The 14,028-nt window shown below is 61.1% G+C and carries 9 protein-coding genes, 2 pseudogenes and 1 other annotated feature; of the genes and pseudogenes, 3 read left to right on the top strand and 8 right to left on the bottom strand.

Translation table 11 applies throughout. The features are described from left to right. Nucleotides 1–16: 16 nt before the first annotated feature. The 5 genes from ACUCV3_RS23465 to ACUCV3_RS23445 all read right to left on the bottom strand — a co-directional run bounded on the left by ACUCV3_RS23465 (nucleotide 17) and on the right by ACUCV3_RS23445 (nucleotide 6,879). Nucleotides 17–979 carry a dihydrodipicolinate synthase family protein gene (locus ACUCV3_RS23465; protein WP_037508588.1) on the bottom strand — a complete coding sequence of 321 codons (963 nt, stop codon included), beginning with the start codon at nucleotides 977–979 and terminating at the stop codon, nucleotides 17–19. A 51-nt stretch (nucleotides 980–1,030) separates the two neighbouring features. Then, nucleotides 1,031–3,706 (bottom strand): pyruvate, phosphate dikinase, encoded by a 2,676-nt coding sequence (gene ppdK / locus ACUCV3_RS23460; RefSeq protein ID WP_482241202.1) that lies wholly within the window; start codon nucleotides 3,704–3,706, stop codon nucleotides 1,031–1,033. A gap of 106 nt (nucleotides 3,707–3,812) precedes the next feature. Beyond that, nucleotides 3,813–4,910 carry an NAD(P)-dependent alcohol dehydrogenase gene (locus tag ACUCV3_RS23455; RefSeq protein WP_037508586.1) on the bottom strand — a complete coding sequence of 366 codons (1,098 nt, stop codon included), beginning with the start codon at nucleotides 4,908–4,910 and terminating at the stop codon, nucleotides 3,813–3,815. A 35-nt stretch (nucleotides 4,911–4,945) separates the two neighbouring features. Further along, nucleotides 4,946–5,470, bottom strand: a complete 525-nt coding sequence (locus tag ACUCV3_RS23450; RefSeq protein ID WP_482241201.1) for an aromatic-ring-hydroxylating dioxygenase subunit beta — start codon at nucleotides 5,468–5,470, stop codon at nucleotides 4,946–4,948. 44 nt (nucleotides 5,471–5,514) lie between these two features. Further along, the gene (locus ACUCV3_RS23445; RefSeq protein WP_037508582.1) at nucleotides 5,515–6,879 is read right to left on the bottom strand and encodes an aromatic ring-hydroxylating oxygenase subunit alpha; all 1,365 of its coding nucleotides are present in this window, start codon (nucleotides 6,877–6,879) and stop codon (nucleotides 5,515–5,517) included. Between the two features lie 195 nt (nucleotides 6,880–7,074). Here ACUCV3_RS23445 and ACUCV3_RS23440 point away from each other — a divergent pair, with 195 nt between their 5' ends. The 3 genes and pseudogenes from ACUCV3_RS23440 (at nucleotide 7,075) to ACUCV3_RS23430 (ending at nucleotide 11,224) form a co-directional block, all read left to right on the top strand. Then, on the top strand, nucleotides 7,075–7,968 hold the full coding sequence (locus ACUCV3_RS23440; protein ID WP_230588528.1) for a DMT family transporter: 894 nt from the start codon (nucleotides 7,075–7,077) through the stop codon (nucleotides 7,966–7,968). Beyond that, nucleotides 7,965–9,896 carry an AMP-binding protein gene (locus ACUCV3_RS23435; protein WP_482241200.1) on the top strand — a complete coding sequence of 644 codons (1,932 nt, stop codon included), beginning with the start codon at nucleotides 7,965–7,967 and terminating at the stop codon, nucleotides 9,894–9,896. Before ACUCV3_RS23440 ends, ACUCV3_RS23435 begins: the two co-directional genes overlap by 4 nt. A 218-nt stretch (nucleotides 9,897–10,114) precedes the next feature. Then, nucleotides 10,115–11,224: pseudogene (locus ACUCV3_RS23430) on the top strand (IS110 family RNA-guided transposase). 140 nt (nucleotides 11,225–11,364) lie between these two features. Here ACUCV3_RS23430 and ACUCV3_RS23425 read toward each other — a convergent pair. From ACUCV3_RS23425 to ACUCV3_RS23415, 3 genes and pseudogenes are all read right to left on the bottom strand, one after another. Further along, nucleotides 11,365–12,593 (bottom strand): IS3 family transposase gene (locus tag ACUCV3_RS23425; protein WP_482241199.1). Its coding sequence is split into 2 segments (ribosomal slippage): nucleotides 11,365–12,305 and nucleotides 12,305–12,593, totalling 1,230 coding nucleotides; the frame shifts between segments, so codons are not numbered across the junction. Further along, nucleotides 12,196–12,312 (bottom strand) — a sequence feature (AL1L pseudoknot). It overlaps the preceding gene by 117 nt. An 82-nt stretch (nucleotides 12,594–12,675) precedes the next feature. After that, nucleotides 12,676–13,683 (bottom strand): IS110 family RNA-guided transposase, encoded by a 1,008-nt coding sequence (locus tag ACUCV3_RS23420; protein ID WP_037508579.1) that lies wholly within the window; start codon nucleotides 13,681–13,683, stop codon nucleotides 12,676–12,678. Between the two features lie 96 nt (nucleotides 13,684–13,779). Further along, nucleotides 13,780–14,028 (bottom strand): annotated as a pseudogene (locus tag ACUCV3_RS23415) (transposase); the annotation flags it as partial.

Here is a 14,028-nt window from a genome sequence, read left to right as displayed (position 1 = left end):
GATGTCCCGCGTCCGATCAGGCGATGCCGAGCTCGATGAGCTTGGCCCTGATCTCTTCCTTCTTCTGCGGGGTCACGTCCGCGACCGGCGGCAGGATCGGGCCGGCCTTGAGGCCGATCGCCTCATACCACGCCTTGATGTTCGCCAGCGCCGAAGCATAGGTCGCGGTGCGCGCGATATCCCAGACAAACTGGTCATGGTAATATTCGCGGACGTCGTGCAGGCCTTCCCACTTGGTGCGGGCCTCTTCCCATTTGCCCTGGTGGGCGAGGTTGATGTAGTCGCGCGCGAGGTGGCGCTTCTTGCCATAGAGCATGAACGACAGTTCGCCCCAGCACACCGTCCCGCCCAGCCGGAGGTCTTCGAGGAAGAAATACTCAAACGGCTCCATGGTGTTGAAGCCTTCGGGCATCAGGCTGCGGATCTTGATCGTCTCGGCGCGATTGAGCGCACCCTGCTTGACCCCGATCACGGTCTCGAGATCGGCCAGGCGGCGCATCAGGTTCCAGCTCAGCACCGTGCCCGAAACCGGCGTGCGGTAGAGGCAGACCGCCATGTTGCTGCGATCGGTCAGATACTTGAACCAGGCGAAAATCTCGTCGTCGGTGCGAAGCTGGACGACGGGATTGATGACCTCGGCGCCGTTGAAACCCAGCTCCTCGACGAACTGCATCTTTTCGAGCGCGAGGTGGACCGACGGGTCGAGGATGATCGTCCAAAGATCGAGCCGCCCGGCGTTGGCCTCGGCGACGATCTCGTGATAGCGCATCCATTCGGACGGAGTGACGTTCCAGCATTCGGCAATGAAGCCGCCGACAACCAGGCCATCAAGGCCCATTTCGACATATTTGTCGATGTTGTAGCGGATCCCGTCGATGTCGAACTTGTGGTCCGCGGTCATCGGGGTGATCGGACACTGGTAAAACCCCCGGACTGTCTCGGTGGCCCATTTCTTGGCGTCCTTGCGATCATAGTCCATGGTTCTTCTCCTCCACCCTTTGACTTGTTAAGCTCTTGGCCGGGTTCCGCGCTAGGTAGCGGCCAGTGCCGATTGGGCAGCGGCGAGGCGCGCTATGGGAACTCGGAACGGGGAAGCGCTGACATAATCGAGGCCGACCCTGTCGCAGAACGCGATCGAGGCCGGATCGCCGCCGTGTTCGCCGCAGATCCCCAGCTTGATGTCGGGGCGGGCCTCGCGGCCCAGACGGGCGGCCATCGCAATCAGCTTGCCGACCCCTTCTACATCGATGCTGACGAATGGGTCGGTGGCAAAGATGCCCTTGTCTATGTAGCTGCCAAGAAACCGTCCGGCATCGTCCCGGCTGATGCCCAGCGTGGTCTGGGTAAGATCGTTGGTGCCGAACGAGAAGAACTCGCCAACCTTGGCGATCTCGTCCGCCACCAGCGCGGCGCGGGGCAATTCGATCATGGTCCCGACGGTGAATTCAACCGTCAATCCCTGCTCCGCGAAGACCGCTTCCGACACCCCGATCACAATCCGCTTGAGCATGTCGAGTTCGCGGGCCGTGCCGACGAGGGGGATCATGATTTCCGGCACGACCGGTTGGCCGGTCTCCCGGCTCACCGCGCAGGCCGCTTCGAAGATTGCGCGGGCCTGCATCTCGTAGATTTCCGGATAGACCACGCCCAGGCGGCAGCCGCGGTGGCCGAGCATCGGATTGGACTCGGCTAATTCCTCGGCCCGGCGTCTGAGCTGATCCACGCCGATGCCGACGGCGGCGGACAGCTCGGTGAATTCCGATTCGGAATGGGGAAGAAACTCATGGAGTGGGGGATCGAGCAGCCGCACCGTGACGGGAAGCCCCTGCATGATCTCGAAAATCCGGGCGAAATCGCTACGCTGTTCGGGCAACAACCGATCGAGCGCGACGAGCCGCTCAGCCACATTCGCGGCCAGGATCATCTGGCGCATGAAGTTGATGCGTTCGCCGTCGAAAAACATGTGTTCGGTGCGGCACAGACCGATGCCTTCCGCTCCGAACTGGCGGGCGACTTCGCAATCGGCCGGGGTTTCGGCATTGGTGCGCACATTCATGCGGCGATGCCGATCGGCCCAGGCCATCACCGTCGCAAATTCGCGGTCAAGCTCAGGCATCACGGTTGGCAGGGCGCCCTGGAAAATCTCGCCGGTGCTGCCATCGATAGTGATCAGGTCACCTTCGGCGATGTGCACGCCACCAATCTCCGCTGATCGCGCCTGGTAATCGATCGACAGGCTGGACGCCCCCGAGACGCAAGGGCGCCCCATGCCCCGCGCGACGACCGCCGCATGGCTGGTCATGCCGCCCTTGGCAGTCAGAATTCCGCGAGCGACATGCATGCCATGGATGTCGTCCGGCGAAGTTTCCTGCCGGACCAGGATGACGTTTTCCCCCAGTTCGGCGCGCACCGCAGCCGTATCGGCGTCGAACACGACCGCGCCCGATGCAGCCCCCGGCGAAGCCGGAAGCCCCGATCCCAGCAGGGTCCGTGGCGCGTCGGGATCGAGCGTGGGATGCAGAAGCTGATCGAGCGAGGCCGGATCGATCCGCCTGATCGCCGCTTCCTCGGCGATCAGGCCTTCCTCGACCATATCGACGGCGATCTTCAGCGCGGCTTTGGCCGTGCGCTTTCCGGAGCGGGTCTGCAGGATATAGAGCTTGCCGCGCTCGACCGTGAATTCGATGTCCTGCATGTCCTGCATGTCCTGATAGTGCAGCTCGAGCAGCTCGAACAGGCGGGCGAGCTCCGTGAAGACCGCGGGCAGCGCCTCTTCCATCGACGGCAGCTTGGCGCCGGCGGCCGTGCGGGCTGCGAGCGTCAGATATTGCGGCGTCCGGATCCCGGCGACCACATCCTCGCCCTGGGCGTTGACCAGCCATTCTCCGTAATAGGCCTTGTCCCCGGTTGCCGGATTGCGGGTGAAGGCGACGCCCGTCGCGCTGGTTTCGCCGAGATTGCCGAATACCATCGCCTGGACGTTGACCGCCGTTCCCCATTCGCCAGGGATGCCGTTGAGGCGGCGATAGACCTTGGCGCGATCGGATTCCCAGGATTCGAATACAGCAGCGATTGCGGAAGCAAGCTGCTCGTCGACGTCCTGCGGAAAGGGAGCGCCGCGTTCGGCCTCGACGATGCCGAAGAACTCGCCGATCAAGTCACGAAGATCGGTGGCGCTCAGGTCCACGTCCTGCGAGACGCCGCGATCTTCCTTGGCCTTTTCCAGCGCGTCCTCGAACCGCGCGTGATCGATCCCGAGCACAACGCTTGCGTACATCTGGACGAAGCGGCGATAGCTGTCCCAGGCAAACCGCTCGTCGCCAGACGAAGCAGCCAAGCCACGCACCGTTTGGTCGTTGAGGCCCAGGTTGAGGATCGTGTCCATCATGCCCGGCATCGAGACCCGGGCGCCGGAACGAACCGATACCAGCAAGGGATCGTGCCGATCGCCGAACCTCTTGCCCACCGTGCGCTCGATATGGGTCAGCGCCGACCTGACTTCGCCATCGAGGCGCGCGGACTGGCTGTGGCGATCGCGCAGGAAATGAAGGCATTCTTCGGTTGTGATGGTGAAGCCGGGTGGGACAGGCAACCCGATCCGCGCCATCTCGCCGAGATTGGCGCCTTTGCCGCCCACTACCGCCTTGTCGCGGGCGCGCGAGTCATCATGGGCAATGCCGGGGCCGAACGTGTAGACGGTTTTCATTTGCTGCTAGTTTCCCCGGGGAATGTGCCGCTCTTGCCAAACATGTCCCCGGGCATGCCGCGCCTTGCCGCCACACGGGCGGCAAGGCGGCTGGCGAACACGGTCCTTACATCCGGAGGATGGCCTTGATCGCGCTGCCAGTTTTTTCGGTGTCTTCGACAGCCTGGTTGATCTGATCGAAATCGTAGAACGAGCAGAGCTTCTCGAATGGGAACAGGCCGGCCTTCTGCATCGCGATCAGCTGCGGGATGAACACCTGCGGCGTGCTGGAGCCTTCCACTACCCCGCGCAGCTTGCGACCGAACAGGATGTTGTTCATATCAAGCGAAAATTCGGTGCCCAGCTTGGCGCCGCCCACGACTGCGGTTTCCCCCATGTTGTGGGTGCTTTCGACCGCTGAACGCAGCACCTGCGGGATCGCGGTCGTGTCCATCGCAAAATCGGTACCGCCGCCGGTCATCGCGACAATCGCTTCCTGGGCATTGGTGGTCGACGCGTCGATCACATCGGTTGCACCAAGTTCGCGCGCGACTTCGAGCCGAGCCGGGTTGCGATCGACCGCAATGATCTTGAGACAGCCCGATGACTTGGCGGCCATCACTGCGCTGAGACCGACCGAGCCGACGCCGAAGATCGCAATCGAGGCACCTGGAGCCGGCCGCAGCGAATTGAGGATTGCGCCCGCGCCTGTCTGGATACCGCAGCCCAGCGGGCCGAGCAATTCGATCTCGGCATCGTCAGCAACCTTGACGCAATTGTTCTCGCTCGCAATCGAATAGGTCGCGAATGAGGACTGACCGAAGAAGCAGGCGTTCACGTCCTCGCCGTTGCGGGTGATCGGGGTCGATCCGTCGAGCCGGCGGCCCATGAAATTGAGCGGGAAAAGGCTGGGGCAATAGGCCTGATGCCCCTTGAGGCAAGCCGGACAGGTGCCGCAATAGCTGAACGACAGAACCACCTTATCGCCCGGCTTGACAGTGGAAACCCCACGGCCGACCTTTTCGACGACGCCGGAACCTTCATGGCCGAGCACGGCCGGCAGCGGGGTCGGGTAATACTGGTCGCGGACGGTCAGGTCGGTGTGGCATATGCCCGCCGCCGCAACCTTGACGAGCACCTCACCATCGCGGGGGTCTTCGATCGATACGTTATCGAGGACGAATTCTCCGCCTTGGCGTTCAATGATCGCGGCGTAGGCTTCCATGCATATTCTCCCGGGTTTTTGGCAATCGCGCGTTATTAGCAAAAGAAATACAGGTTCTTGTCTTGCGTGACTCTCGCATCGAGGATGAGCTTACGCCGGAAGACCTTGAAGCCGTTACCATCCCGACGCAGCTTGTCCTCGCGCCCCAACGTATGCACCGTCACTTCCGTCTGGCGGCGGTTGCGGTACACAAGGATGTTCGACAGAACGTCCAATTCGCCGTTACCGGCCTCGAATGCTTCAACATTCGAAACGAAGTACCGTATCTTAGACGGCGGATCCTCCATCCATACCTGGCCTGAATAAAGCCGCTCGACGCGCTGCTTGAGCTCTCCGAAATCGTCGTTGTAGATTGCCGCATCGTCAGGCGTCGGGTCGGGGCGCCGGTCCCTGGTGAGCCGTTGTTCATAGATTGGCATCCAGTAATGGATGTCTTCGGCGACCATTCCCTGGAGCCATTCCCGGTACTGCCCGGTTTGAAACATTCTGACCTCAGCGCGATAGTGCGCTTCGATATCATAGTGAACGTCCGGCGTCACCGGAACTTGTTCAGTCGACATATTCTCTCCTTATTCTATGATTTTCGAACCACCGCTTGGGGCGCTCATTCGGCCGCGTTAAGCTTCTCGTTCCAGAAATTGCGGTTCGGGAAAACCGAATCCCAAGTGTCGTCATTTGCTTTCACGCTAGCCCAATCGGGTGCATCGATCATTTCCTTCCAGAACCGGTAAAAGCCCCGGTAAGAGGTTTCGCCGATGAAGCTGATCCCGACGATGCCTGGATAGACTGGATGCGGCCCTTCGTAGCCGACCCCCATCGTGGAGTTCATTCTGCCATTGCGCGTGATCACGCCTCGGTTGATGTAGGTTGCCGAAGACATGTTTTCGCCATCGTCGCTTTCCAGCGTCCCGGCGGTGCCGAAGGTGCGGATCGCTTCGCGCTGGATCATGCTCTTGGTAGCTGGATCGGCATCGCGCGGAACTATGGTATAGGTCCACACCTCGATTTCATGCGGTCCGCGTGGATGCCAGATCTTGAAGGTGTTGGTCCCGTAGAGGAACGAGCAGTTTGGGAAGATCGAGCAGTTCCAGTGCCCCAGATAGAGCCGTTCGCGCTCCGGGCCGAACTTGCGGCGCACCTCACCCCTCGTGTCCTCGAGAAATTTGGTCCAGCCCTCCCGCTTGATGTGGAGTCCGGCCGCGGCATTGTCGATCACCCCGAAGCCGTGACCGTGCCGGGTCGTGAACTGCAGGCCGAGATCGTCGAAGGGAATGTCGGCGCGATTGCCCGCCAGGCCAGCCAACTCGCCGCCGATCTGGCTGAGCGCGGCGGCATGGGTCCAGCCGACGTGATAACCATCGCCGATGAAATTCTCGGCCGGTACCTTCCAGTTGCACTGGAGCAGGCTCTTCATCGGGGGGCCAAGCAATTCCATTCCGCCGCCGGCACCCTCCCAGATGGTATCGAGGTAATAGCGGAACTCACCCAGATAGTCCTCCAGGCTGGGCGCTTCGGGATCGTGGCAACCGAAAATGAAACCCTTGTAGGTTTCAACCCGAACGGACTTAGCCGCCAATTTCTGCTTGTCGAGGCTGTTATGATAGCAGCGCGACTCGAGCGGGACATCGACCAGCGATCCATCCTGGCCGAACACCCAGCCATGGTAATTGCAGACGAACGCCTTGGCATTTCCGCTGTCGGCGTGGCAGATCTGGTTGCCGCGATGGCTGCAGGAGTTGATGAAGGCGCGGAATGTCCCGTCGCTTTGGTGCGAGAGGATGACCTTGTCTTCGGCCATATAGGTGGTGATGAAATCGCCCGGCTTGGGCACAAGCGATTCGTGACCGAGCATCAGCCAAGCGCGTGAAAAAATCCTCTCTATTTCAAGAGCGTAAACATCTTCATCCCAAAACACCTGACGGGATTGGCTGGCATTCACGGTGTCTACGAGTGTGGCGTCGCTGCTCATGGCTCTCTCCGGTTTTCACGAACTGCGGTTGTCGTCTGCAGATTCGTACACTAAGGGCAATGCGATGTACGATATGCAAAAAGCCGATGCCACGCAAGTGGGATTGAGAGTGACGGACCGTTCGTTCTGATGGGTACTGGCAATGGTTCTTCTGGATGGCGGCAGGCCCTTCGTTACGTATGGAGCTCACCAGTCTTGTTGCTTTCTCTCGCTTCGCTATTCTGGGCGCTGAACCCCATCGTGGGCCGGGCGGCGCGCGACTTGCTTTCTCCTCTGGCGCTGGCCTTTTGGCGTTGGGTGGTCGCGTTGCTATTCGTTCTGCCCTTTGCCTGGCGGCACGTCGTGGCCGATCGTCGGGTCCTGCGCGATTCCTGGCGCCTGCTGGCGGTGCTGGGCGTGTTCGGCGTGGGGGTGTTCGCCTTCATCGTTTACTGGAGCCTGCAACTCACCACAGCCACCAACAGCCTGCTGCTGCAATCGACCATGCCGATCATGACCTTGGTCATGCCGAGCATTCTGTTCGGGGAGCGGATCAGACCGCTGCTGGTTTCCAGTGCGGCGCTGTCTCTTACCGGAGTCGTCTGGATCGTGACCAGAGGGCAGCCTTTCGCGTTGCATCTTGGCGGACTCAACCATGGCGACTTGCTCGCCCTGACCGGGGTCTTCCTGTACTCGGCCTACGCGACGTTCTTGCGCAAGGTGCCCGCCATACACCACATCACTCTGCTCGCTGTGCTGTTCGCGGTCGGCATGGGAACGCTGGCTGTACCTTACCTGGTGAGCCTGGCCGATGGCGGGGTCGCCAAGCCACAAATTGAAGTGATTGGCGCGGTGCTCTATGTAGGCATCTTTCCTTCGCTGATTGCCTATGCCTTCTTCAACCGTGCGGTAATCCTGATCGGTTCAGTAAGAGTCGGCGTCTACATGAATCTCCCCACGGTGTTCGGTGTTTTCTTGGCGGTGCTGCTGTTGGGAGAGAGACTTGAAACCTATCACATGGTCGGAGCGGCCATTGTCTTGGCCGCGATATTCGTATCGCGCCGAGCAGCAGCAGGCCAGACGGAAAACAGGGGAGAGCGGAAACCATGAGTGATGAGACCGGGGCGATGGCCTACGATGGCGCAGTGCGGTGGGCTGCAAACCGCCCTGACCAATTCTGGCTCGAGGCCGCAAAGGCGATCGACTGGGTCGAAAATCCGCCGCGCGCCCACGACCAAAGCATGGGCTGGTTTCCCGAAGGCATCCTGAACACATGCCACAATTGCCTCGACCGGCATGTCCAGGCCGGACGCGGCGATGCGCTGGCGCTTGCCTATGACAGCCCGGTAACCGGAACCATCCGCCATTACACCTACCGCGAACTGCTGCATGAAACCGAACGTACGGCGGCGATGCTGGCGAGCCTCGGCGCGAAAAAAGGGGATCGGGTAATCCTCTACATGCCGATGATCCCCGAGACGGTTTTCGCGATGCTGGCTTGCGCGCGGCTCGGTGTGATCCATTCCGTTGTGTTCGGCGGGTTCGCCCCACCCGAACTGGCCAAGCGGATCGACGATGCCACCCCCAAACTGGTGCTCACCGCTTCGTGCGGAATCGAGGGCAGCCGCACCATTGCCTACAAGCCGTTGGTCGACGAAGCGCTGGTCCTTGCCGCCCACTCGGTCGAGCATGTCGTCCTGGTCCAGCGCGAACAGCTAACCGCGGACTTGATGCCCGTCCGAGACATTGACTGGCACGATCTGCGGCGGAGGACCGCCGATATGCCGGTGCCTCCATGCGTTCCTCTCGCCTCCGGCGATCCGCTCTACATCCTCTACACTTCGGGCACCACAGGAACTCCCAAGGGTGTGGTGCGCGACAATGGCGGACATGCCGTGGCCCTGTCGTGGTCGATGGCCAACATCTATGGCATCGGGGCAGGGGACACGTTCTGGGCTGCCTCGGACGTCGGTTGGGTGGTGGGGCATAGCTACATCGTCTATGCCCCGCTGCTGGTTGGGGCCACGACCGTCCTGTTCGAAGGCAAGCCTGTCGGCACACCCGATCCCGGCACGTTCTGGCGGACCATAGCGCGCCATAATGTCAAGAGTTTCTTCACTGCGCCGACCGCCATCCGGGCGATCCGCAAGGAAGATCCCGATGCCCGGTTCCTGAAGGAGATTGGCACCGGAGCGTGCCGCGCGGTGTTTCTGGCCGGAGAACGCGCGGACCCGGAAACGATCGCGTGGCTGGAGCGGTTAAGCGGTTTGCCGGTGATCGATCACTGGTGGCAGACCGAGCTTGGCTGGCCGGCCATCGCTTCATGCTTCGCGATGGGGGACCTGCGCCGCAAGCCTGGCAGCGCTGGCTTTCCGGTGCCCGGTTACCAGTTCGCCATCCTCGATGACGATGGACTTGCTCTGCCCGACGGGGCAAGCGGCAATGTCGTTATCGAAACCCCGCTGCCGCCCGGCACCTTCCGTTCGCTGTGGAACAACAACGCCACGTTTGTCCGAAATTTCGAGACGTTCCCTGGGTACTACGAAACCGGTGATGCAGGCTTTCGCGACAGTGAGGGCTTCATGCACATCATGGGACGAACCGACGACATCATCAACATCGCCGGTCATCGGCTGTCGACCGGACAGATGGAAGAGATCGTGTCGCGGCAACCAGGTGTCGCTGAATGCGCCGTCGTCGGTGCGGACGATAACCTCAAAGGTATGGTACCGATTGCTTTCGTCACCCCGCAAGCCGGCTATGCGACGGACAAGAGCCTTGTCGAGCGCTCAGTCCTTTCCGTGCGCAGCGAACTGGGGGCTATCGCGGCGCTGAAGGCAGTTCTGGTCGTTGAGCAATTGCCCAAGACCCGTTCTGGCAAGATCTTGCGTAGCCTGCTCCGTGAGATCGTGAACCGCGAACCCTTCGATATCCCCGCGACAATTGACGAGCCGGAAACGCCAGCCAAGCTTGCGGCGGTTTTTGCGGAAGAAGCGGGACTTAACGACCCTCATTCGCTGAAGCGGGTAAGTGATTGATCCGCATCATGAGCGTTTTGACCGATTAGAGGCAGCGTCAGAACGCTCTCGTAATGGTGTACGATCGGGTTTTGTTATGATCGTAGCCATCCGGTGAGGCTTGCGATTACCCATAAGTATTTGAGACGCTATGTTCGCGGTTGGTAGCTCGTCCCCGGCATGCAGTATCGAGGGTTGACCAAAGATCAGGTCCTATCCTCATGCATGGGAGACGAGCCATGGAATATTCTACGACATATGTAGCGATGGACACGCACAAAAAGACGATAGCGGTATCGGTCGCGGAGGCAGGTCGGCGCGGGGAGGTCCGCTACATCGGTGAGATATCCAGTGATCCTACAGCAGTGGCGAAGATGGTTGCCAAGCTGGCGGCACGTCATGCCCGTTTGTCATTCTGCTACGAGGCGGGGCCGTGCGGCTACGGCCTTCATCGCCAGATCACGCAGCTCGGCCACGAGTGCGTTGTCGTTGCTCCTTCACTCATTCCGACACGTCCCGGCGATCGGGTAAAGACCGATCGTCGCGACGCCACCGCTATTGCCGCGCTGTTTCGTTCCGCCGAACTGACCGCAGTGTAGGTGCTGGACGAAGCTCATGAGGCCATGCGGGACTTGTGCCGGGCCCGCCAGATGGCGATGCAGGGATTGCGCCGGACCCGCCAGCAGGTGCTGGGCTTTTTGCTGCGCCAAAGCCGGATATACAGCGCCGGCAATCACTGGACCGGAAAGCATCGCCGATGGCTGGCAGCCCAAGGCTTCGAACATCCTGCCCGCCAGATTGCTTTCGAGGAGATGGTCCAGGTCGTTGATGAAGCCGAGGCCCGCCGGGATCGGCTTGCCCGGCAGATGGAGGCATTGGTGCCGTCGTGGTCATTGGCGCCGGTCGTGACTGTTATCCAGGCCTTGCGTGGGATTGCCCTGATCGCGGCGATCACCATCGTGGCCGAGATTGGCGATTTCCACCGTTTCGCCAACCCCCGCCAGTTGATGGCCTACCTCGGCCTGGTGCCTTGCGAGCATTCTTCCGGCGCCAAAACCGCGCGTGGAAACATCACCAAGGCCGGGAATACTCGTGCGCGACGCATGCTGGTCGAGAGTGCCTGGACTTACAGACTCCCGGCGCGGATCGGAGAGACCATACTCAAACGCAATCAGGGGCTCGACCAGTCGATCCGCGATATCGCCTGGAAGGCGCAGGTCAGGCTCTGTGCTCGTCATCGCCGTATGACCCGCGCCGGCAAATCGGCAAACGTCGTCAACGTCGCCATCGCCCGCGAACTGGCCGCCTTCGTATGGGCCATAGCGACTAGCCTCAAACAACCAGTCTAATTAACCCGCAGCAGCAAAAGGAGCATCTGCACTAGCTGTCTGGTTGCGACACATCATTGGGACATGGTAAGTAGCGCCATCGCGGATCACGCGTGGCGCTTTGAAGCGCCCCGGGTTTTCAGGAGGCAGTTTTCATTGGGCTATGCAGCCATATCGAGGTTCTCGAGGGCTGCATAGTAATTGTCTTCGGCTTCAGCGGGCGGGATGTGCCCGATAGGGCCGAAGAGGCGGTGATTGTTGTACCAATCGACCCAGCGCAGCGTTGCCATTTCCACGGCCGAAACGCTTGTCCATGACCGCTGCCGCCAGATGACCTCGGCCTTGTAAAGGCCGTTGATCGTCTCCGCCAAGGCGTTGTCGTAGCTGTCGCCGACGCTGCCGACCGATGGTACGAGCTTGGCCTCGGCCAAGCGCTGGGTGTAGTTCATGGCAAGGTATTGAACGCCCCGGTCGCTATGGTGGATCAGCCCGTCATCGGGGCCAGGCCTGCGGGCATGGATCGCCTGCTCCAGGGCATCCAGAACGAAGCCTGCAGTGGCTGACGTGCTGACCTTCCACCCCACGATCCGCCGAGCAAAAGCGTCAATCACGAAGGCGACGTAGACGAAGCCGGCCCAAGTGTGCACGTAGGTGAAATCGACGACCCACAGAGCGTTGGGCCGGCTGACGCGAAACTCCCGATTGACCTTATCCAGCGGACACGGCGCCTTCGGGTTGCTGACAGTGGTGACTGTCTTCTTTCCACGCCGGACGCCCGCCAGTCCCATGGCGCGCATCAATCGTTCCACCGTGCATTTCGCCACCATGATGCCGTCACGCCGCATCTGGTGCCAGACCTTGCGTGCGCCATAGAGGCCGAAGCTGGCTTCATGGACTCGCTTGATCTGCTCCCTGATCTCCTCATCGCGCCGGGCACGTGCCGGACGCCTCCCGGGATCGGCACGGCGTGCAGCATGTTCATGGTAGGAGGAAGGGGCGATCGCCAGTTCGCGGCAGATCGGCTCGATCCCCAAATCCTCGCGATGGGCGTCGATGAACGCCATCATCATCTGCCGGGGCGGTCGAGCTCCGCCATCGCAAAATACGCTGATGCCTTGCGCAAAATCTCGTTAGCCCGACGCAACTCCTTCACCTCGCGCTCAAGCAACCTCAGCCGCTCACGGTCATCGGCAGCCAGCGCCGCTGGTCCCGCTCGTCGGCTCGCCTCCTCGCGGCACCAGCGGCGCAGCGTCTCCAGCGAGCAGCCGATCTTCGCCGCGATCGACTTCATCACTTCCCATTCCGAGCCATATTCAGCCCGCTGCTCTGCGACCATACGGACCGCGCGCTCGCGGACTTCAGGAGAAAATTTGTTCGTCGTCTTGCTCATCACGGATGCTCCTTCTCACAAGTTGGAGCCTCCTGAAAACCCAGGGCGCTTCACACCGCTGGCAAACAGGTTCTACTCTACCTCATGCTTGGAACAAAGTGCCATCACGCAGCATGGCATGCATGATTACCGCGAGCCGGCGAGCAAGCGCGACACGGGCCTTCTTCAGGCCGCGGCGCTTGGCGATATTCAGAGCCCATGTTTTCAAGGCAAAGGTCTCGCGGCTGCGGGTGAGGATCGAGTTGGCCGCCTCGTAGAGCAGCTTGCGGACGGTCCCGTCGCCTTGCTTGGTGATCCGGCCTGTCCAGTCGAGTTCTCCCGATTGGTGGCGTCTGGGCACCAGGCCGAAGTAGGCGCCGGCATTGCGCGATTGTCGGAAGCGACCCGCTTCATCCACCGCGGCCGCGAATGCGGCGGATGTCTGCACGCCGACGCCGGGGATAGTCATGAGGATCTCGCAGGCCTGTGACTGGCTGGCGATAACACGCAGGCGACGGTCCATTTCCTTGATCTGCTCGACCAGTTCGGCGCGCACCGACAGCAAAGAGGCGATGGCATCGCCAAGGCCGGGGATATGCGCGGCCTGCTTGATCCGTTGGAGGAATGCCTTTCCCTGGCCAGCGCCGGGGCGATAGCCGAACGTGGCGCAAAGACCGCGGATCATGTTATCGAGACGGACACGGGCCTCGACCAGGTGGCCACGCGCGGAAATCACACTGCGGACGCCATGCGCTGCAGGAGATTTGACGTGCACCTCCTTGTAGAACCCCGTTCGAGCCAGTTGCGCGAGCCCGGCGGCATCGTGCGGGTCGGTCTTGTTCGCCTTCATTGCCTTCAGGCTCTGGTGCGCCTGCCGGGCGTCGATGCACACCACCAGGACGCCGAGTTCGCGCAGTCCAAGGCAGATCGCCGGCGACATGCGGCCGGTCTCGATCACCGCGCGTTCGATCGGGCCATTGCGTTCGAGCATCTCAGCCAGGGCCTCTGGCGAACTCTCGACCTTCTCCGACACGAGCTTCCGACCATTTTCATCAACGATGCAGACCTGCGTGGTTTCCATCGACAGGTCCAATCCGGCATAGTGCTTCATGGCTGCTTCCTTCCTTCAGGATTCGACAACCAGAAGTGTGCGCCTCCACCGGGGTCCGAGGAAGCAGCCGCAATTACACGATGACTCATAAGCACGGAGCCAGAGGCGCATTGAAGCGAGTTGCACCATGGCGAGGAAGTTGTCGGCGAGTTTATCATAGCGGGTTGCGACGCGACGGAAGTGCTTCAGCTTCGAGAAGAACCGTTCGATCAGGTTGCGCTCGCGGTAGAGGCGCTTGCTGAAGCAGGGTTTCCATTTTCGATTGGATTTGGCCGGAATATTAGGCGTAGCTCCTTGCTCTTCGATCAGTGCGCGAATGCGGTCGGCATCGTAGGCTTTATCAGC

This window comes from Sphingobium sp. VMM (assembly GCF_056790315.1).
The sequence above is the reverse complement of the archived record's forward strand: the minus strand, read 5'-3'. Positions and strand labels throughout refer to the sequence as shown.